This window comes from Microbacterium sp. SLBN-111, assembly GCF_049739645.1.
Classification (GTDB): domain Bacteria; phylum Actinomycetota; class Actinomycetes; order Actinomycetales; family Microbacteriaceae; genus Microbacterium.
This window is the reverse complement of sequence record NZ_JBMGQH010000001.1, coordinates 1817945-1837246: the sequence shown is the minus strand read 5'-3', so window position 1 is coordinate 1837246 and position 19302 is coordinate 1817945. Positions and strand designations below refer to the sequence as shown.

The 19302-nt window shown below is 70.3% G+C and carries 13 protein-coding genes and 1 pseudogene; 5 read left to right on the top strand and 9 right to left on the bottom strand.

Features of this window, described 5'->3' with window-relative positions; genetic code table 11:
- Window positions 1-126 precede the first annotated feature (126 nt).
- Together RKD05_RS08625 and RKD05_RS08620 are read left to right on the top strand one after the other, a co-directional pair.
- Window positions 127-708 (top strand): annotated as a pseudogene (locus RKD05_RS08625) (carboxylesterase family protein); the annotation flags it as partial.
- A 64-nt stretch (window positions 709-772) separates the two neighbouring features.
- Entirely contained in the window at window positions 773-1588 is an 816-nt protein-coding gene (locus tag RKD05_RS08620) for a hypothetical protein (protein ID WP_424709399.1), read from the top strand.
- Between the two features lie 1841 nt (window positions 1589-3429).
- Here RKD05_RS08620 and RKD05_RS08615 read toward each other — a convergent pair.
- The 4 genes from RKD05_RS08615 to RKD05_RS08600 form a co-directional block, all read right to left on the bottom strand.
- The gene (locus RKD05_RS08615) at window positions 3430-4413 is read right to left on the bottom strand and encodes an LLM class F420-dependent oxidoreductase (protein WP_424709397.1); all 984 of its coding nucleotides are present in this window, start codon (window positions 4411-4413) and stop codon (window positions 3430-3432) included.
- A gap of 191 nt (window positions 4414-4604) precedes the next feature.
- Window positions 4605-5567, bottom strand: coding sequence for a DNA methyltransferase (locus RKD05_RS08610; protein ID WP_424709396.1), 963 nt, complete (start codon window positions 5565-5567; stop codon window positions 4605-4607).
- On the bottom strand, window positions 5564-6613 hold the full coding sequence (locus tag RKD05_RS08605; RefSeq protein ID WP_424709395.1) for a lipoate--protein ligase family protein: 1050 nt from the start codon (window positions 6611-6613) through the stop codon (window positions 5564-5566). Before RKD05_RS08605 ends, RKD05_RS08610 begins: the two co-directional genes overlap by 4 nt.
- Window positions 6614-6685: 72 nt before the next feature.
- Complete coding sequence (locus RKD05_RS08600; protein WP_424709394.1) at window positions 6686-7534, bottom strand: alpha/beta fold hydrolase; 849 nt, start codon at window positions 7532-7534, stop codon at window positions 6686-6688.
- Between the two features lie 88 nt (window positions 7535-7622).
- On the opposite strand from RKD05_RS08600, the gene RKD05_RS08595 reads away from it, so the two are divergent.
- Together RKD05_RS08595 and RKD05_RS08590 are read left to right on the top strand one after the other, a co-directional pair.
- Window positions 7623-8084 carry a MarR family winged helix-turn-helix transcriptional regulator gene (locus RKD05_RS08595; protein WP_424709392.1) on the top strand — a complete coding sequence of 154 codons (462 nt, stop codon included), beginning with the start codon at window positions 7623-7625 and terminating at the stop codon, window positions 8082-8084.
- Window positions 8081-9457, top strand: a complete 1377-nt coding sequence (locus RKD05_RS08590; RefSeq protein ID WP_424709390.1) for an MFS transporter — start codon at window positions 8081-8083, stop codon at window positions 9455-9457. Before RKD05_RS08595 ends, RKD05_RS08590 begins: the two co-directional genes overlap by 4 nt.
- 79 nt (window positions 9458-9536) lie before the next feature.
- Here the strand turns inward: RKD05_RS08590 and RKD05_RS08585 are convergent, their stop codons facing one another.
- Complete coding sequence (locus RKD05_RS08585) at window positions 9537-10970, bottom strand: response regulator transcription factor (RefSeq protein ID WP_424709388.1); 1434 nt, start codon at window positions 10968-10970, stop codon at window positions 9537-9539.
- Window positions 10971-11077: 107 nt separating this feature from the next.
- Between RKD05_RS08585 and RKD05_RS08580 the strand changes: the two genes are divergently transcribed.
- Window positions 11078-12676, top strand: a complete 1599-nt coding sequence (locus RKD05_RS08580; protein WP_424709387.1) for a DHA2 family efflux MFS transporter permease subunit — start codon at window positions 11078-11080, stop codon at window positions 12674-12676.
- 488 nt (window positions 12677-13164) lie between these two features.
- Here the strand turns inward: RKD05_RS08580 and RKD05_RS08575 are convergent, their stop codons facing one another.
- From RKD05_RS08575 to rhaI, 4 genes are all read right to left on the bottom strand, one after another.
- Window positions 13165-14418 carry an alpha-hydroxy acid oxidase gene (locus RKD05_RS08575; RefSeq protein ID WP_424709386.1) on the bottom strand — a complete coding sequence of 418 codons (1254 nt, stop codon included), beginning with the start codon at window positions 14416-14418 and terminating at the stop codon, window positions 13165-13167.
- 32 nt (window positions 14419-14450) lie between these two features.
- Complete coding sequence (locus RKD05_RS08570) at window positions 14451-15914, bottom strand: rhamnulokinase (RefSeq protein WP_424709385.1); 1464 nt, start codon at window positions 15912-15914, stop codon at window positions 14451-14453.
- Window positions 15911-17947 carry a bifunctional aldolase/short-chain dehydrogenase gene (locus tag RKD05_RS08565; protein ID WP_424709384.1) on the bottom strand — a complete coding sequence of 679 codons (2037 nt, stop codon included), beginning with the start codon at window positions 17945-17947 and terminating at the stop codon, window positions 15911-15913. The genes RKD05_RS08570 and RKD05_RS08565 overlap by 4 nt, the downstream gene beginning before the upstream one ends.
- 165 nt (window positions 17948-18112) lie before the next feature.
- Complete coding sequence (rhaI, locus tag RKD05_RS08560) at window positions 18113-19279, bottom strand: L-rhamnose isomerase (protein ID WP_424709382.1); 1167 nt, start codon at window positions 19277-19279, stop codon at window positions 18113-18115.
- Window positions 19280-19302 lie beyond the last annotated feature (23 nt).

The following is a 19302-nucleotide window of genomic DNA, read 5'->3' as shown; positions in this document are numbered from 1 at the left end:
GGGCAGCTTCGGCATAAACGCTCGCGCTCGGCAGAAACGCCCGGGCGCGGCGTTTCTGCCGAGCCGGAGCGTTTATGGCGCAGGGGTGTCGCGAAACATCGGCGCCGCGTGCGCCAGGATGGGGCGATGGATGCCACAGCCCCCGTCGTCGCCACCACCCGGGGTCGCGTGCGCGGTTTCACGCGCGGCGGAACGGCGGTGTTCCTCGGCATCCCCTTCGCGCAGGCGCCGGTCGGGCCGTTGCGGTTCGCCGCCCCGGAGCCCGTCGCCCCCTGGGTGGGCGAGCTCGACGCGACGGCCTACGGCCCGACGGCTCAGCGCGGCGACACGGGCATCACGCTCATTCCCGAACCCAGCGTGCCGGGCGACGCCACGCTGAACGTCAACGTCTTCGCGCCGGCGGACGCGACTCCGGATGCCACTCTCCCGGTGCTCGTGTGGATACACGGCGGCGGCTTCGTCTCGGGGTCCCCCGCGAGCCGCTGGTACGACGGCGACGCGTTCGCGCGCGACGGCGCGGTGACGGTCACCCTCTCGTACCGGCTCGGGTTCGACGGCTTCGGCGCGATCGACGGCGCCCCGTCCAACCGCGGACTCCGCGACCAGATCGCCGCCCTGGAGTGGGTGCGCGACGAGATTCGCGCGTTCGGCGGCGACCCCGCGCGCGTGACGATCGCGGGGCAGTCCGCGGGCGGAGGGTCGGTGCTCGCACTGCTGGCGTCGCCCGCGGCATCCGGTCTCTTCGCCCGCGCGATGGCGCTGTCCCCCCGCGGTGGGTGCCGTCGCCGCGCCGGCCGCGCGTCGATTCGCCGAGCGGCTCGCGGCCCTCGCCGGCGTGCGGCCCGACCGGGACGGCTTCGCCACCCTCCCCGAGGAACGGCTGCTCGACCTGCAGCGGCTGGCCCAGAAGCCCGAGCGTGGGGCGCGGCTCGCGGGTCTGACCGAGCTGCTCGACGGCGGACTGCCGCTCGGGCCCGTCATCGACGGCGACGTGCTCCCTCGGTCGCCGCTCGAGGCGCTCGCAGACGGGGCCTCGGCGGGCATCCCCCTCGTCGTCGGCTCGACGGACGACGAGTTCACGATGATCACCGCGCGCGCCCGGCGTCTGCTCGATCTGGCGCCCGTGCCCCTCGCCCTCGCGCTCCTCGGCCTCGGACGCTCGCGACGTCGCGCCTACCTCGCCCGGTCACGCCGCCGGGGCGGAGCCGCGCGGCTGGGCGGTTACGTCTCGGACCGCCTCATCCGCTCGGTCGTTCTGCGCACCGCCCGCGCCCGGGCATCGGCCCCGACCTGGGTGTACCGGTTCGCCTGGCCCTCACCCCCGATCGGCTACGCGTGCCACTGCCTCGACGTGCCGTTCTGGTTCGACCACCTCGGCGCCGACGGCGTCGGCACGATCGCGGGCGACGCTCCGCCCGTGGACCTCGCCGCCGCGATGCACACCGCCGCGGTCCACTTCGTCAGCGACGGCGATCCGGGATGGCCCGCCTGGGACGCCACGGCCCGCCGCGCGCGCGTGTTCGGCGCTCCGGCATCCATCCCGTCCGTCGAACCCGACGCCTACGCCGACGTCGCGCCGCTCGTCTGAGCGGCGACGGTCAGCAGAGGTCGGAGTGGGGCTGTGTCCGGCGCTGCAAGCCGAGCACAACCCCACTCCGATCCACCACCGTTACGGAATCGCTGTGTTGGCCTCGACCCGGATGGGCGGACCCTGCGAGGACTTTCGCTCTTGAAATCACCGCAACGGAGTTACCAAGCAATCATTAGCATGCTTGAGTATCGCGCCATCCTGCACGCTTTCGATTCGATGAACCCCAATTCACGAATGCTGCGTCAAAATCTTTGACAATCGAACTGACGGTGGTTGCGTCATTTCGATATACGGTAGATCCAGAGCGCCAATACCACCCCGCCGCCAGTGGAGTCAGGCCCTTAGGCATCTGATTGTGACCCGGAACGAGTCCTTGATAGATCGGACCGCTGGATCCCCAAACTTCCTCCCAGAGATCGCCGCCAGACGTTACCCACCCAGCGCGCTTCTGATTCGCCGATCCCCAATTGTTGTATGTCGCGTCGATCTGCGCGACATCACTTGAAACCGTCGAGCCATCCATCCGCCACACAACGCTGCCTGATTTCCAGTAGTGCCCTCCAGCGAGCGGAAGAGAGAATGACGGGACCGTCGATGAGGGCGTTCCCTGGAAGGGGATAGCAGAGTTCCACACTTCGTAGTGAGGCTTCCCGTCTGAGGAGAGCCACCCCACCCGCTTCTCGTTGTTGCTCCCCCAGTTGGTGTATACAGCCTCCACGGTCGCGACGTCGGCCGAAAGAGTAGACCCGTCTTGGCGGTACACCGTGTTACCCGACTTCCAATACCAGCCACCCGCGAGAGGGACTGCATTCTTCGGGATAGTAGTACTGGGGCTCCCTTGGAATGGAGGGTTACCGAGGGTGTTCCACACCTCGTAGTAGAGGTCGCCATTCGGCCCAACCCACCCCAGCCGCTTCTCGTTTCCCGTCCCCCAGTCTGTGTAGACGGCGTCCACGGCCGTGGCGTTTGACGCCGCCGTCGTCCCATCGTTTCGATACACCGTTGTGCCGGATTGCCAGTACCAGCCTGCGGCAAGTGGAACCGAATCCAGGGGGATGATTGACGGCTCCCCGTCCGGGCTACCCGTTGAACTCACCCAAACTTCTTCCTTAAGAGTGCCCACGGACGGCGCGTTGAGCGAGACAGCGACAGAAGTTCCCTGGGCCGACGCGGAGATGAGACCCGATCCGCCGCCAGGAGGGACATTTATCGAAGGAAGGGTGACCATCCCAGCCGCGTCAGTGGCGCTGGAGATACCCCCCCCCCCCCCCCCCCCCCCCCCCCCCCCCCCCCCGGAGAAGGTGTAGTCCCCCGACAGGGTGAAAGAGATCACCGTGTTGGCCGCGGGGAGGTTTTGCATCGTAGCCGTAACAGTCACGCCTTGGATCGAGCCGCAAGCCTGCCCGGCGTAAGCAGCCTTGCCAAACTTGAGGACGAGTGGGGTCGAGGCCGCCCAGCTCGGTGTACCGGCCGTCAGCGCAACTGCGGGGATCGTCCATGCCGCCCCGGCGACCAGCGTTCGTCTTGCGATCGCACGTTCCGAACCGCTCGTCGCCGCGCGTCGATCTGCATCACTCATAGGTTTCTCCTGATCGAAGTTGCGGCCCGTCGGGTTCTGACGACTTTCGTCGTAGGCCGCAGTGAGACTCAGACTTTAGGAGTGAGTAAGCCGGACAGAATGAACCGCCGAGCATCATTAGTCACTTGATCAGGAACTTTTCTGGTATCGGAGACGAGACAAGCACCAGCGACCTAACCCTCCGATTGCCAGCGAACCACCCTGGGGCAGCAACAAGACCTCCCCAAGTCTCCGCGACGGTTGCGCAAACGCCGCGCCGTCAGAGCGCCGGAACCACCTCGCGCTCGAACAGCGTGATGCCGGAGGTGTCGTACGCGGCCTCGGGGAAGTAGTGGATGGCGTAGCCGAGGCCGTGCTCGGCGCGGGCCCGCAGCCGCTCGACGATCTGCTCGGGGGTGCCGAACGCGTCGGATGCGCGGTAGTCGGCCTCGATGGCTTCCGCCCGCTCGTCGCCCACGTGGGGCCGGAGACGCGCCACGACCGCGGCCAGACGGTCCTCCGCCTCGGCCTCGGTGGGCGCGACGATCGTGTTGAAGTTCGTCGAGCGCGTGATCTCGCCGAAGTCGCGACCGAGCGTCTCGCAGTGATCGCGGAGCACGGCCGACTTGTGGTCGAACTCGTCGAGCGAGCCGCCGAAGTTCGTGTACGAGGCGTACTTCGCCGCGACCTTGAGCGTCACCTTCTCGCCGCCACCGGCGATCCAGAGCGGGATGCCACCGGGCTGCAGCGGCTGCGGCTGGACGATCGCCCCGTCGACCTCGTAGTACTTCCCGGCGAGGGTCGCCGAGCCCGTGGTCCAGGCCTGGTGCATGATCTCGACGCCCTCGCGGAGCCGTCCGAGGCGCTCGGCGATCGGCGGGAACCCGTAGCCGTAGGCGCGCCACTCGTGCTCGTACCAGCCGCCGCCGATGCCCATCTCGGCACGACCGCCGGAGATGAGGTCGACGGTCGCGGCGACCTTCGCGAGGTACGCGGGGTTGCGGTAGCCCATGCACGTACACATCTGCCCGAGCCGGACGCGGTCGGTGACCGCGGCGAACGCGGCCATCAGCGTCCACGCCTCGTGCGTCGCCTCGGCGCTCGGCACCGGCGTGGTGTGGAAGTGGTCGTACACCCAGATGGACGACCAGGGCCCCTCGTCCGCGCTCTGCGCGAGCGAGCTCATCGCCCGCCACTGCTCGGCGGGGTCGATGCCCACCAGATCGAAACGCCAGCCCTGCGGGACGAAGATGCCGAATTCCATGGGCTTCACCTTAGGGCCGAGGTCCGACATCCGCGCGGGCTTGCGGTCGATCCGCGCAGCCTCCGGCCGGGCGCGTACCCCCGGCGGCCCGTCGCAATCTCCCCGATCTGCACAACCTCACATCGGAACCCCCGATTCGCGCTGAGGTTGCGCAGATGACCGATCCTGCGCACACGTGCAGCGGCTCCGGCTCAGCCGCGGAACGCGGCGAGACGCTCGTGCATCACGGCGACGGCGTCGGCGTTGTCGTCGATCAGGACGCTGTGCCGCCCCAACGGCGCCGCCACGGCGCCGAGCGTGCCGCTGCCGGCGAACATGTCGAGCACCCGATCACCGGGACGACTGGATGCCTGGACCATCCGCCGCAGCACCCCCTCGGGCTTCTGCGTCGGGTAGCCCGTCTTCTCGCGGCCCGTGGTCGGCACGATCGTGTGCCACCAGACGTCGGTCGGGAGCTTGCCGCGCGCCGCCTTCTCGGGGGTCACGAGGCCGGGAGCCATGTACGGCTCGCGATCCACGGCATCCGAGTCGAAGAAGTACGCGGACGGGTTCTTCACGTACACGAGGATCGTCTCGTGCTTCGTCGGCCAGCGGCGCCGCGTCTTCGCGCCGTAGTCGTACGCCCAGATGAGCTCGTTGAGGAACCGCTCGCGCCCGAACAGCGCGTCGCACATCACCTTCGCGTAGTGCACCTCGCGGTAGTCGAGGTGCAGGTACAACGTGCCGTCGTCGGCGAGCAGCCGCCACGCCTCCTCGAGCCGCGGCTCGAGGAATGCCCAGTAGTCGTCGAAGCGGTCGTCGTAGGTGCGGAGGTCGCCACGCAGCCGCGCGTAGTCGCGTCCGTGGAATCCGCGCTGCACGACCGGCGCCGGAGCGGGTTCCTCCTCGTCGGGAAAGACGAGCATCGCTGGGTCGTGCGGGGGTTCGGATGCCGGGACGAGAGGCTCCTCGGCATCCGGGGCATCCTCGACGGGAGGCGTCCACCGTGCCGACTCGACGGCCTTCGACCGCGTGCGGCCGGTGTTGAACGGCGGGTCGAGGTAGACGAGCGTGAACGAGCCGTCGGGGAGGCCGGGCGTGACGGTGAGGTTGTCGGCGTGGTGGATCTCGACGGTGCCGTGGTCGAGAACGCCGTCCAGGGTCGTGCCGCTCACGGAACGCGCTGGAGCCACGCCTCGGTGGCGAACTTCGAGGCCACGAGGGCCTCGGCCTCGGCATATTCCTCTTCGGTGATATGCCCGGTGGTCGCTCCGTAGAGGGTCGTGAAGGTGTCGATGAACCGCTGGATCACGGCATCCCGGGGAAGACCGGTCTGGCTCCGCAGCGGGTCGACGCGCTTCGCGGCCGACACTGTGCCCTTGTCGCTCAGCTTCTCACGGCCGATGCGGAGCACCTCGGTGAGCACCTGACCGTCCATGTCGTAGCTGAGGGTCGCGTGGTGGAGGACTCCGCCGTTGGCGAGGCGCTTCTGCGCGGCCCCGCCGATCTTGCCGTGCGGACCCGCGATGTCGTTGAGCGGCTGGTACACCGCGTCGATGCCGAGCGAGCGCAGCGCCTGCAGCACCCAGTCGTCGAGGAACGCGTAGGAGTCGGCGAACGTCATGCCGGCGACCAGCGACGCGGGCACGTAGAGCGAATACGTGACGATCGAGTTGGCGGCCATGAGCATCGCGCCGCCGCCGGAGATGCGGCGGACGACGTCGAACCCGTACTTCGCCGCTCCCTCGGGGTCGACCTCGTTGCGCAGCGACTGGAACGAGCCAATCACGACGGCGTTCTCGTCCCACTCCCACAGGCGCAGCGTGGGCTTGCGCAGGCCCGCGCCGACGCGCGCGGTGAGCACCTCGTCGAGCGCGAGGTTCATGCGCGGTGAGACGGGCGCGTCGTGCACGACCTCCCACTCGAAGTCGCCCCAACCGGGCGCGGTGACGAGCGCGCGACGGATCGCGGTGGCGACCGACTCGGGCGTGAACCCGAGCAGCTGCGCACCCTCGGGCAGGGCGGCGCGGATCGCGGCGGCGATCGTCGGGACGTCCGACTCGACCGGGAGGCCGTTCACGGCCGCGTCGATATCGTCCAACGCGTCGTCGGGCTCGAGGAAGAAGTCGCCCGCGAGGTGGAAGCCGGCGATGCGGCCGTCGCGTTCCTCGAGGTCGACGACGACCAGCTTCCCGCCGGGGACCTTGTACTCGCCGTGCATGCTTCCAGCCTACGGCGCGCGGCCGGAGCTCCCGCCCGGCGTCACGGGGACGGGCGATGCGCCCACACGCCCTCAGCCGCGCCGGGGGAAGCGCGGATCCAGCCACGCGGCGAGGTCGGCGCGGACCTCGGCCTGCGCCGCTTCGTTGAAGATCTCGTGGCGCGCACCGGGGTAGACGAGCGTCGTGACGTCGGTGAAGCCGGAGCGGTTCCGGTAGGCGTCGGCGAGACGGTGCACGCTGCGGGGTCCGCCGACGGTGTCGTCGCGTCCGACGAGGAGGAGCGTCGGAATGTCGTGCCCGAGATCCCGACGCGGGCGGCCGATGAGCCGCGCGGTGTCGATCGGGCCGAAGAGCCGCAGCAGCGGCGTCGAGGTCGTGAGGGGGTCGGCGACGAAGTCCCGGCCGACCTGCTCGACGCTCGACAGCCACTCCAGGCCGGTGCCTTTGAGGTGCTTCCACGGGGCGTTGAGATCGCCGGAGTTCAGCGCGCCGGGCCAGCGGAGCGCGGAGCCGCTCAGGACGAGGGCGTCATAGGCATCCGGATGCCGATCCACCAGCATCTGCGCGAGGAACGAGCCCCAAGAGTGCCCGAGGAGGACGAGCGGCAGGTCGGGGTGCGCCTGGCGGATGATCTGGGTGAGGGTCCAGACGGCGTCGCGGGCCGCCGCGAGGCCGCCGGGTCCCAGGCGGCCGAGCTTGCCGTGGTCGCCGTTCCACTGTCGCAGGCCCGTGCGTCCATGCCCGCGGTGGTCGTCGGCGTAGACGGTGTAGCCGTCGGCGACGAGGGCGTCGATCAGGGCACCGTAGCGCCCGGCGTGCTCGCCCACGCCGTGCAGGAGCTGGACGACCGCGCGCGGCGCCTCCGCCTCGTAGACGTCGTAGACCGTGGTGATGCCATAGGCGTCGACGAACTCGGGCATGCGCAGAGTCTAGGGGCGGGATCCCGGCCGGAAAACGACGGATCGAACCGTTAGCAAGACTAATGAGCTATGCTAAATATCGAGCATCATGAACGAACGCGTCGACGAATCCCCCCGATCCGGCCCGCGTGATGAGCTCCACAGCCCGACCTCCGAGCTGCGGATGGCCACGTTCCGCCTCGCTCGTCGCCTGCGCGCCCAGCGCGCAATCGACACCATGAGCGACGGGCAGTTCGCGGTGCTCGCGGCGCTCTCGCTCCACGGCGAGCACACGCTCGGACAGCTCGCGGATCGCGAGCGCGTCACCGCCCCCTCGATGAACCGCACGGTGTCGCTCCTCGAGGAGGCGGGTTACCTCACCCGCACCCCCGACGACGACGACCGCCGCAAGGTGACGATCGCGCTGACGGATGCCGGTCGCCTCGTCGTCGCCGAGACCGTGCGGCGCCGCGACGCCTGGCTCGAGGAGGCCCTCGCCGCGCTGACCGACGAGGAACGGAAAACCCTGGCCGCCGCGGCCGAGATCATGCGAAAGGTGGCAGACACATGAGTGCGATGTTCCGCTCGTTCTCGGTCTACAACTATCGCGTCTGGTTCATCGGCGCCCTGGTGTCGAACATCGGCGCCTGGATGCAATCGACGGCGCAGAACTGGGTCGTCCTCACCGAGCTGACCCCCAACGACGCCGCCGCGATGGGCGTGACGATGGCGCTGCAGTTCGCGCCGCCCCTCCTGCTCGTCGGGGTCACCGGGTGGGTCGCCGACCGGTTCGACCGTCGCAAGCTCATCATGTGCACGCAGAGCGCGATGCTGCTCATGGCCATCACGCTCGGCATCCTGCTGCTCACCGGCGTGATGACGCTCCCGCTCATGTTCGTGTTCGCGCTCGCCCTTGGCGTCATCACGGCGTTCGACAACCCGGCGCGCCAGGCGTTCGTGTCCGACCTGGTCCAGAAGGAGAACGCCTCGAACGCCGTGGCGCTCAACGCCGCGTCCTTCAACACCGCCCGCCTGATCGGCCCCGCGGTGGCCGGGATCATGATCGTCGTGGTCGGCACCGGGTGGGTGTTCCTGGCCAACGCGCTCACGTTCGTCGGCATGCTCGGCGCCCTCGCGCTGATGCGCCCGCACGAGCTGGTCCGTCACCACCGCGGCGGCGGTCCCGCGCGTCTCGCGGACGGGTTCCGCTACGTCGCGAAGCGCCCCGACCTGGTCGTGACCTTCGCGATGGTGTTCCTCCTCGGCGCGTTCGGCATGAACTTCCCGATCTTCGCGTCCACGATGGCTCTCGAATTCGGCCGCGGCGCCGACGGCTTCGGGCTGCTGAGCTCGTTCGTCGCGATCGGGTCCCTCGCCGGAGCCCTGCTCGCCGCGCGCCGCGAGCGTGCCCGCATGCGGGTCGTGATCTTCGGCGCCGGCGGTTTCGCCGTGGCATCCACTCTCTCCGTTCTCGTGCCGAGCTACGAGGCCTACGCCGCGACGCTCGTCCTGACCGGCTTCTGCGTCGTGACGACGCTCACCACGGCCAACGGCTACGTGCAGACCACGACCGACCCCGCCCTGCGCGGTCGCGTGCTGGCGCTGTACATGGCGATCCTCCTCGGCGGCACGCCCATCGGCGCCCCGATCGTGGGGTGGGTGGCCGAGGCGTTCGGACCGCGCTTCGCGATCGGCCTCGCGGCGATCGTCGCGTTCCTCGCGTGCGGCATCGGCGTCGCGTGGACGATGGCGAGCGGTCGCGTGCACAAACACGAGACGAAGCGGTTCCGCCTGACGCTCGACGAGACGCGTCCGATCACCACCATCGCGGTCGAGCCCGAGGACTTCAGCGACGAGGTCGCGGGGACGACGCCGATTCCGCTCCCGTCGGACCGGTCCGCGGCCACGGTCCGGCCCGCGCCTCACGCGCGGCCGTCGGCCTGAGCGCAGCCGCGCCCACCGCGACCGCCGGACTCAGCGGGGCCCGCGCCACCGCGGGGCCGTCAGCCCCGGCGCCGTACCGTCACACGTAGAAGCCGTGCGCCTCGAGCACGGCGACCGCGGCGTCGCGACCGGACACCTGCAGCTTCGAATAGATCGAGCGCAGCTGCGACTTGACGGTGTTCGGTGACACGTCGAGCTCCTCGGCGATCTGCGGCAGGCTGCGAGGACCGCGCAGCGACAGCGCGAGGCGCTCCTCCCGCGGACTGAGGTTGGGCAGCGGAGGACGGTGGTCGTGCGTGGGCACGAGCTCGAGCATCGCGGCCAGACGCTCCGCCGTCCCCGCCGAGGCGGGATGCTGCGCGGCCAGCCGCTCCAGCAGCGCCAGAACCTCGGCCTGCGGCAACGTGAGATACGGCGTCAGCGATCCCCCGAGGGATTCCGACAGATGGAACCCTTCCGCGAAGGCGGCATCGGCGGCCTGGTCGTTGCCCAGCCGCGCGTGGGCCACGGCCCGGCGCAGGAGCAGCGGCGTGAGCGTGCGGACACAGTGCTGAGTGCCCATGCGGAGGCACGGGTCGGTGGTCTCCAGAACCTCGCGTTCGCGGCCGAGGGCGATGAGCGCCGCGGCGCGCTGCATGTCGAAGCACAGGGCGTGACCCGGGGGCGACACGCGCCCCTCGAGCACGGCCAGGGCCCGGCGCGGTTCGCCGCGCGCGAGCAGCAGGTCGGCGTACACGCCCTGGGCGAATCCCCGCACCATGGCGTGCCCCGACGACGACTCGGTCCCCCCGGCGAGGGCAGCCACGAGCACGATGCCCTCGGCGTAGTCCCGGCGGACCAGCGCGCACATCGCCTCGGCAGCGCGGGCCGTGTACTGCCAGAACGGGTCGTTCGGAGCGCCCTCGCGCAGTTCCATCGCCGTGGCCGCCAAGGACTCGACATCCAGCGCGGCGGAGGAGATCAGTATCCGCGCCAGCAACACCGCGTAGTCCGGATACACCATCTCCCATCCGGACGTGGATGCCAGTTCCTCGCACACCGCGAGACTCTCCCCCGCCAGGCGGTATTCGCCGTTGATCGCGGCGGCCAGGGTGCGCACGGCGTGCGCGCGGTAGAGCGTCACCGCGTCGTCCGCGTACGTGATCGCCGTCGCGGCGTACTCCCCGGCCCGTCGGCAGGATCCGGATGCCGCGTACACCTCGGCGACCGCGGAGAACAGGGTGGAGCGGGTGGCCGCGGCCAGCCGCGCGGGCGCGCGCAGTCGACCGTCCGCGAAATGCGCGTCGATCAGGCGGAGCCCATCGTCGACGTGGTCGACGCGGGAGCGCGCGATCAGGAGCGCTTCGAGCGCCTGCGCGCTGGCATCCACCCACACTCGAGGCGCGGGACCGGCTTCCACGTCAGCCAGGAAACGCAGGTCGAGGATGTCGGGCGCAGGCGCGATCGGCAGCGCCCCCCTCACGACGCGCGCCCCCACGGCCTTGACGTTCAGTATCGGGGAGGTCTCGGACACCGTTCGCTCCTCATTCCCCGATGCTAAGACACCGTTGCGTTGCGTGGCCTAAGGAACCTCTAAAGGATTGCTACCCATAGAGCATTTTCGCTAGATAAGCTAGCAATATGAACGAACGCATGGCCGGGCGCCGCTGGGCGGGGCTCGTCTTCATCAGCATCGCCGTGTCGCTGATCATCGTGGACTCGACGATCGTCAACGTCGCCGTTCCCTCGATCGTGGAGGATCTCGGCATCTCCTCCACCGAGGTGCAGTGGGTCCAGGAGGCCTACACCCTCGTCTTCGCGTCGCTGCTGCTCGTGTTCGGCAGCCTCGCCGACCGGTTCGGCAGGCGCCGGCTCATGCTCATCGGCGTCGCGATCTTCGGTGTCGCCTCGATCGCCGCCGCGCTCGCCCCGAGCGGCGGCGCCCTCATCCTCGCGCGGCTCGTGCAGGGCGTCGGCGGGTCGATGATCCTGCCGACGACGCTGTCGCTGATCAACGCGACCTTCCGCGGACGCGAACGCGGCATCGCCTTCGCCGTGTGGGGCTCGACGATCGGCGGCATGGCGGCCGTGGGCCCCCTCCTCGGCGGCTGGCTCACCACCTCGTTCTCGTGGCGGTGGGCGTTCGGGATCAACATCCCCCTCGGCATCCTGATCGTGATCGGCGTCCTCGTCACGGTGACCGAATCTCGCAGCGACCGGCGCGAGAGCATCGACGGCGTCGGGGCGCTGCTGTCGGTGCTGACGATGGCGCCACTCGTCTTCGGACTCATCGAGGGCCGCACCTACGGCTGGTGGACCGTGAAGCAGAACCCGCAGATCGGCGAGTGGCAGTGGCCGCTGTCGCTGTCGCCCGTGCCGATCGCGTTCGCCGTGGCGGCCGTCGCCCTCGCGGCGTTCGTCGCGTGGGGCGTACACCGGCAGCGCGCGCGCCGCTCGACGCTGCTCGCGCTGGGCCTGTTCCGGATCGCGTCGTTCCGCAACGGCAACATCGCCGCGGCCGTCGTGTCGCTCGGGGAGTTCGGCATCATCCTCGCGCTCCCCCTGTGGCTGCAGTTCGTCGTCGGATTCGACGCGCTGCAGACCGGTCTCCTGCTGCTCGCGCTCGCGATCGGGTCGTTCGTCGCGAGCGGCGTCGCGGGCGCCCTGAGCGGCCGCATCGCGCCGGTGTGGGTCGTCCGAGCGGGCCTGCTGGGCGAGATCATCGGCGTGGCGGGCGTCGCCTTCACGATCGGACCGGATGCCACCTGGGGCCCTCTCATCCCGTTCCTGTTCGTCTACGGCATGGGCGTGGGGCTCGCCACCGCGCAGCTCACCGGCGTCGTGCTCGCCGAGGTCCCGCCTGCGGAGAGCGGCGCGGCCTCGGGCACCCAGTCCACCTCGCGGCAGTTGGGCGCGGCTCTCGGCGTCGCGATCCTCGGCACGGTGCTGTTCTCCACGACGGGGAGCGTGCTGGCATCTGCCCTCGACGACCGCGGTCTGCCGGCCGACCAGCGTGACCAGGTCGTGTCGCAGGTCGTCGACAGCGCCGGCGCGGCGATCGTGGGGCTCGAGCAGGCGCCGCAGACGCAGGACCTCGCGTCCGACGCGAAGGCGGCGTTCAGCGACGGCACCCGTGCGGCGGCGTTCACCGCGGCCGGCTTCCTCGCCCTGGGCCTGCTCTCCACGCTCACGCTGGGAGCGGCCGCGAGCGCCCGAGGTTCGCGCGGGGAGGCTGCGTAACGGCGGTCGACGCGGCACAACCTCAGCGATCCGCGCCGAGTCAGCGGCATCCAGGGGATCCGGAATGAGGTTGCGCGAATCGCCGACGCTGCGCGGCGGCGGCGACCGGCGGCGGCACAAGCTCAGTCATCCGCGCTGGGTCAGCGGCATCCACGGATTCGGACTGAGGTTGCGCGAATAGCTGACTCTGCGCGCCGGAGCAATGGATGCCACGGCCCGCACCGCGCGACCTCTTCAGCCCGGGGCGCCAGACGCCCGGCACAACCTCAGCGATCCGCGCCGGGTCAGTGGCATCCATGCATTCCGGACTGAGGTTGCGTGGATCACTGACGCTGCGCGGCGGCGGCGACCGGCGGCGGCACAAGCTCAGCGATCCGCCCAGGCTCAGCGGCATCCAGGGGATCCGGACTGAGGTTGCGTGGATCACTGACGCTGCGCGGCGGCGGCAGCGCCCCAGCGGCTCCCCGACGGGCCACGCGCCCCAAGACTCAGACGCGAGCGTCGGCCCCGTCGGCGACCGGCACGAGACGCGTGAGCTGCGTGATGTGGCGGGGCTCGAGTTCGGCGAGCGACGAGACGCCGAGCAGCGCCATCGTGCGCTCGATCTCGCTGCGGAGGATCGCGATCGTCCGGTCGACGCCCTGGCGTCCGCCGGCCATCAGGCCGTAGAGGTACGCGCGGCCGATCAGCGTGAACTTCGCGCCCAGGGCGATGGATGCCACGATGTCGGCGCCGTTCATGATCCCGGTGTCGATCATGACCGTGGCGTCCTTGCCGACCTCGCGCACGACGTGCGGCAGAAGGCGGAAGGGGATCGGCGCGCGGTCGAGCTGGCGTCCGCCGTGGTTCGACAGGACGATGCCGTCGACGCCGAGGTCGACGAGGCGGGCCGCGTCCGCGACGTTCTGCACGCCCTTGACGACGAGCTTGCCCGGCCACATGCCCCGGATGATGTCGAGGTCGTCGTAGCTGATCGTCGGGTCCATCGCGGCGTTGAGCAACTCGCCGACGGTGCCGCCGGTGGTGCTGAGCGACGCGAACTCGAGCTTCGGGGTGGTGAGGAAGTCGTACCACCACCACGGACGCGGAATGGCGTTCACGATCGTGCCGAGCGTGAGCTGCGGCGGGATCGAGAATCCGTTGCGCTTGTCGCGCAGGCGGGCGCCGGCGATCGGGGTGTCGACCGTGAACTGCAGGGTGTCGAACCCGGCCTTCGCGGCCCGCTCGACCAGACCGTACGAGATCTCGCGCTGCTTCATCACGTACAGCTGGAACCAGTTGCGCCCGACGGGATTCGCGGCCTTGACGTCTTCGATCGAGGTCGTGCCGAGCGTGGAGAGCGTGAACGGGATGCCGGCGGCCGCCGCCGCGGAGGCACCGGCGGTCTCGCCCTCGGTCTGCATCAGGCGCGTGAAACCGGTCGGGGCGATGCCGAACGGCAGGGCCGACGGGCCACCGAGGATCTCGCACGACGTGTCGACGTTCGCGGCCGGCCGGAGGATGTCGGGGTGGAACTCGACGTCCTCGAACGCGCGGCGGGCGCGGTCGAGCGAGAGCTCTCCCTCGGCGGCACCGTCGGTGTAGTCGAACGCCGCCTTGGGCGTGCGGCGCTTCGCGATCGTGCGGAGGTCGTTGATCGTGAGTGCGGCGTCGAGGCGGCGCTTGCGTGCGTCGAGCTCGGGCTTCTTGAACTGCATGAGCTCGAGGAGCTCGCCGACCTTGGGCAGCTGTCGCTGAACCATGGAGTCTCGCTTTCGTGTGGTCTGACCACAGACTACGCCGGTTCCGCGACGACGGAGCCGCGGGGCGTGTATCGGATCGGAGGGAAGGCGCGCGCGACACGCGCACGCAGGTTCTCGAGGCTCGCGTCGGCGCCGAAGCTGCCGAGCGCGCGCGCCTGGACCAGAACATTGCCGAGCGCCGTCGCCTCGACGGGCCCGGCCAGCACGGGAACGCCCGCGCGGTCGGCGGTCGCCTGGCACAGCAGCGCGTTGCGCGCGCCGCCGCCGACGAGGTGGATGACGTCGACCTCGCGGCCGGCCACCTCACCGGCGGTCTGCACGGCACGGGCGAACGCCGCAGCGATGCTCTCGACGATGATGCGCGCGAACATCGGGCGCCCGGCGCGTCCGGGACGGTCGGCGCCGAGGAGCTCGGCGATGCGCCCGGGCATGTCCCCCGGCGCGGCGAGCTCGGGCGCGTCGGCGTCGAACAGGCGCGCCGGTGGCGACACCGCACCCGCCGAGGCGAGGAGCAGCGGGAGGTCGATCGCGGAACCGTCCTCCTCCTCCCACGCGCGCACCGTCTCGCTGAGGAGCCACAGCCCGGTGACGTTGTGGAGGAACCGCACGCGCCCGTCGACGCCGCCCTCGTTCGTGAAGTTCGCCTGGCGGGCGGCATCCGTCACGATCGGCTCCGGAAGCTCGAGCCCCACGAGCCCCCACGTGCCGCACGAGATGTACGCCGCGTTCGGGGTGGACAGCGGAACGGCGACGATCGCCGACGCCGTGTCGTGCGACCCGACCGCGACGACGGGCACCGCGCCCAGGTCGGCGGGGGTCTCGCCGATCGTCTCACCCGGGTCCACGAGCGGGGGCAGAACGGATGCCGGGATGCCGAGCACGTCGGCGAGATCCGTGTCCCACTCCCCCGTGCGCACGTCGAGCAGGCCGGTCGTGGAGGCGTTGGTGCGTTCGGCGACCGCGCGCCCGGTCAGGCGCTCGGCGATGAGATCGGGGATGAGGACGCTCGCGTCCGCTTCACCGAGGCGCGGGTCGGCCGCGTACTGGTATAGGGAGGTGAACGGCAAGAACTGCAGACCGTTGCGGCGGTACAGCTCCTCGAACGGCACCGCCGCGTGGACGGCCTCGACTCCGCGCGCGGTGCGGGCGTCGCGGTAGTGGAACGGTTCGGCGAGCAGCTCACCGCCGCGGAGCAGGCCGTAGTCGACGGCCCACGAGTCGATGCCCACGCTCTCGATCGACGGCTCGCGCCGGAGGGCTTCGGCGAGCCCGGCACGAACGTGCCCCCACAGCGCCTCGATGTCCCAGTGCCATCCGTCGGCGCGCTCGACGGGTCCGTTCGGGAAGCGGGCGACCTCCTCGAGCGCGAGCGTGTCGTCGCCGACGCGGCCGATCATGACGCGGCCGCTCGTGGCACCGAGGTCGACGGCGGCGACGGCGCGTACCCCGCCCGGCGCCGCAGCGCCGGCCGCGCCGTCGGGCTCGGCCGGCGTCATCGCAGGAACGCCGCGGCGACGCCCGAGTCCACGGGAACGTGCAGACCGGTCGTGCGGGACAGCTCGGGCCCGGTGAGGACGTACACCGCGTCGGCGACGTTCTCGGGCACGACCTCGCGCTTGAGGATCGTGCGGTTGGCGTAGAACTGGCCGAGGTCCTCTTCCTTCACGCCGTAGGTCGCGGCGCGGTTGGCGCCCCAGCCGGCGGCGAAGATCCCCGAGCCGCGGACCACGCCGTCGGGGTTGATGCCGTTGACGCGCACGCCGTGCTCGCCGAGCTCGACCGCGAGAAGGCGGACCTGGTGCGCCTGGTCGGCCTTCGTCGCGGAATACGCGATGTTGTTGGGCCCGGCGAAGACGCTGTTCTTGGATGAGATGTAGATGACGTCGCCGCCCATCCTTTGCGCGATGAGCGCCTTCGCGGCCGCCTTGGACACGAGGAACGAGCCCTTCGCCATCACGTCGTGCTGCAGATCCCAGTCCTTCTCGGTGGTCTCCAGCAGCGGCTTCGACAGCGAGAGACCCGCGTTGTTGACGACGAGGTCGATGCCGCCGAATGCCAGCAGCGTCGCGTCGATCGCGGCCTGCACGCCCGCGGCATCCGCCACGTTCGCGGCGACGCCGATCGCGACGTCGGTTCCGCCCAGCTCGGCGGCAGCGGCCTGGGCCTTCTCGAGGTCGAGGTCGGCGACGACGACGCACGCCCCCTCCGCGGCCAGGCGCGTGGCGATGGCCTTGCCGATCCCGGATGCCGCACCCGTGACGAACGCGATGCGCCCCTGGTGCGTCTTGGGCTTCGGCATGCGCTGGAGCTTGGCCTCTTCGAGCGCCCAGTACTCGATGCGGAACTTCTCGGCATCCGAGATCGGCGCGTACGTCGACAGCGCTTCGGCGCCGCGCATGACGTTGATCGCGTTGACGTAGAACTCCCCCGCGACGCGGGCCGTCTGCTTGTTGGCGCCGTACGAGAACATGCCCACGCCCGGCACCAGGACGATGAGCGGGTCCGCCCCGCGGATCGCCGGGGAGTCGGCATCCGCGTGCGCGTCATAGTACGCCTGGTAGTCGGCGCGGTACTCCTGGTGGAGTTCCTGCAGCCGCGCGATCGCGTCCTCCACCGGCGCGTCGGCGGGCAGGTCGAGGATCAGCGGCTTGACCTTCGTGCGCAGGAAGTGATCGGGGCAGCTCGTGCCGAGCGCGGCGAGGGCGGGCGCCTTCTCGGATGCCAGGAAGTCGAGCACGACGTCCGAGTCGGTGAAGTGGCCGACCATGGGCTTGTCGGTGGACGCGAGCCCGCGGATCGTCGCGGCGAGAGCGGCGGCCTTCGCCCGACGCTCGGGCTCGGGCAGGGCCGCGAAGCCCGCGCGGACGCCGCCGAAGGGCTCGGCCGCACCGTTCGCGTCGATGTACGCCTGGGCGGTGTCGATGATCCAGAGCGAGTTGCGCTCGGCCTCCTCGGACGTGTCGCCCCACGCGGTGATGCCGTGTCCGCCGAGGATCGTGCCGATCGCCTCCGGGTTGGCGGCCTTGATCGCGGCGATGTCGAGGCCCAGCTGGAAGCCGGGCCGACGCCACGGCACCCACACGACCTTGTCGCCGAAGATCTTCGTCGTCAGCGCCTCACCGTCGGCCGCGGTCGCGATCGCGATACCGGCGTCGGGATGGAGGTGATCGACGTGGGCGGCATCCACGAGTCCGTGCATGGCGGTGTCGATCGACGGGGCCGCGCCGCCATTGCCGTGCAGGCAGTAGTCGAACGCGGCGACCATCTCGTCCTCGCGGTCGATGCCGGGGTAGACGTCGACGAGGGCGCGCATGCGGTCCAGGCGCAGCACCGCGAGGCCCTTCTCGGTGAGTGTGCCGAGGTCGCCGCCGGAGCCCTTGACCCACAGCAGCTCGACCGGCTCGCCGGTGACGGGATCGATGTCGGTGCCCTTGGCGGACGTGTTGCCGCCCGCGTAGTTGGTGACCTTGGGGTCGGAGCCGAGGCGATTGCTGCGCGCGACGAGGTCGGCGGCGGTGGAGCTGGTCATGTGAGGAGGTTCCTTTCACCATTCGGTGTCCAGAACACGCGGACGCCTGCGGGGCGCGTCCGCGTGTCTTGGACACTCGAGCCATATGTGGGCCGCCCGGCGCGGGGCGGCAGCGGGATGGACACCGGGACGGCGGATTCGGGGCGCCGCCCCGGTGGGTTCGGATCAGGCGCCCCAGCCGGCCTGGGTACCGCCGACGCGCTCCTCGGCGATACGGGGCAGGTACCCGGATGCCGCGAACGCGGCCATCGGGTCGGCGGGGAGGCCGCGCGACTCGCGCCACTCGGCGAGCGCGGGACGGACGTCGGTGTAGAAGGCATCCATCAGCACCGCGTTCGCGGCGAGGACGTCGTTCGCCTGCTGCGCGGCGGCGAGCGCGTCACGGTCGACCAGCAGCGCGCGGGCCGTCATCTCCTGGACGTTCAGCACCGAGCGGATCTGCCCGGGGATCTTGTCCTCGATGTTGTGGCACTGGTCGAGCATGAACGCGACATCGGGGTTGTTCAGGCCCCCGCCGCGGACGACCTCGGTGAGGATGCGGAAGAGCTGGAACGGGTCGGCCGCGCCCACGATGAGGTCGTCGTCGGCGTAGAAGCGCGAGTTGAAGTCGAACGAGCCGAGCTTCCCGAGGCGCAGCAGCTGCATGACGATGAACTCGATGTTCGTGCCGGGCGCGTGGTGACCGGTGTCGAGGCACACCAGCGCCTTGTCACCGAGGGCCGCCACCTGCGCGTAGGAGGTTCCCCAGTCGGGAACGTCGGTGTGGTAGAACGACGGCTCGAAGAACTTGTACTCCAGCACCAGGCGCTGGTCGTCGCCGAGGCGCGCGTAGATCTGCTGCAGCGAGTCCTGCAGGCGGTCCTGTCGGCCGCGCATGTCGTTCTGGCCGGGGTAGTTCGACCCCTCGGCGAGCCAGATCTTCAGATCGCGCGAGCCCGTGGCATCCATCACGTCGATGCAGGCGAGGTGGTGGTCGATGGCCTTGCGGCGGATGCGCTCATCGTGGTGGGTGAGGGCGCCGAACTTGTAGTCCTCGTCCTGGAAAGTGTTGGAGTTGATCGTGCCGAGCTTCACGCCGAGGTCCTCGGCGTGACGGCGGAGGGCGCCGAAGTCGTCGACGAGGTCCCACGGGATGTGCAGCGCGACGGTCGGGGCGAGCGCCGTGAGGCGGTGCACCTGCGCGGCGTCCGCGATCTTCTCGAACGGGTCGCGCGGGGTGCCCGCGGTCGGGAACACGCGGAAGCGCGTGCCGGAGTTGCCGAACGCCCAGGACGGCAGTTCGATCGCCTGACCTTCCAGCGTCGAGAGGATTTCGGGGGTGAGGGTGCTCATGGGCGTTCCTTTTCCGCGACGGT

Bases quoted from the DNA above. Each gene is read 5' to 3' on its own strand.
- RKD05_RS08615 (WP_424709397.1), bottom strand. From the start codon at position 4,413: ATGGAATTCGGCATCTTCGTCCCGCAGGGCTGGCGTTTCGATCTGGTG.
- RKD05_RS08605 (WP_424709395.1), bottom strand. From the start codon at position 6,613: ATGCACGGCGAGTACAAGGTCCCCGGCGGGAAGCTGGTCGTCGTCGAC.
- RKD05_RS08600 (WP_424709394.1), bottom strand. From the start codon at position 7,534: ATGCCCGAGTTCGTCGACGCCTATGGCATCACCACGGTCTACGACGTC.
- RKD05_RS08595 (WP_424709392.1), top strand. From the start codon at position 7,623: ATGAACGAACGCGTCGACGAATCCCCCCGATCCGGCCCGCGTGATGAG.
- RKD05_RS08590 (WP_424709390.1), top strand. From the start codon at position 8,081: ATGAGTGCGATGTTCCGCTCGTTCTCGGTCTACAACTATCGCGTCTGG.
- RKD05_RS08580 (WP_424709387.1), top strand. From the start codon at position 11,078: ATGAACGAACGCATGGCCGGGCGCCGCTGGGCGGGGCTCGTCTTCATC.
- RKD05_RS08575 (WP_424709386.1), bottom strand. From the start codon at position 14,418: ATGGTTCAGCGACAGCTGCCCAAGGTCGGCGAGCTCCTCGAGCTCATG.
- RKD05_RS08570 (WP_424709385.1), bottom strand. From the start codon at position 15,914: ATGACGCCGGCCGAGCCCGACGGCGCGGCCGGCGCTGCGGCGCCGGGC.
- RKD05_RS08565 (WP_424709384.1), bottom strand. From the start codon at position 17,947: ATGACCAGCTCCACCGCCGCCGACCTCGTCGCGCGCAGCAATCGCCTC.
- rhaI (WP_424709382.1), bottom strand. From the start codon at position 19,279: ATGAGCACCCTCACCCCCGAAATCCTCTCGACGCTGGAAGGTCAGGCG.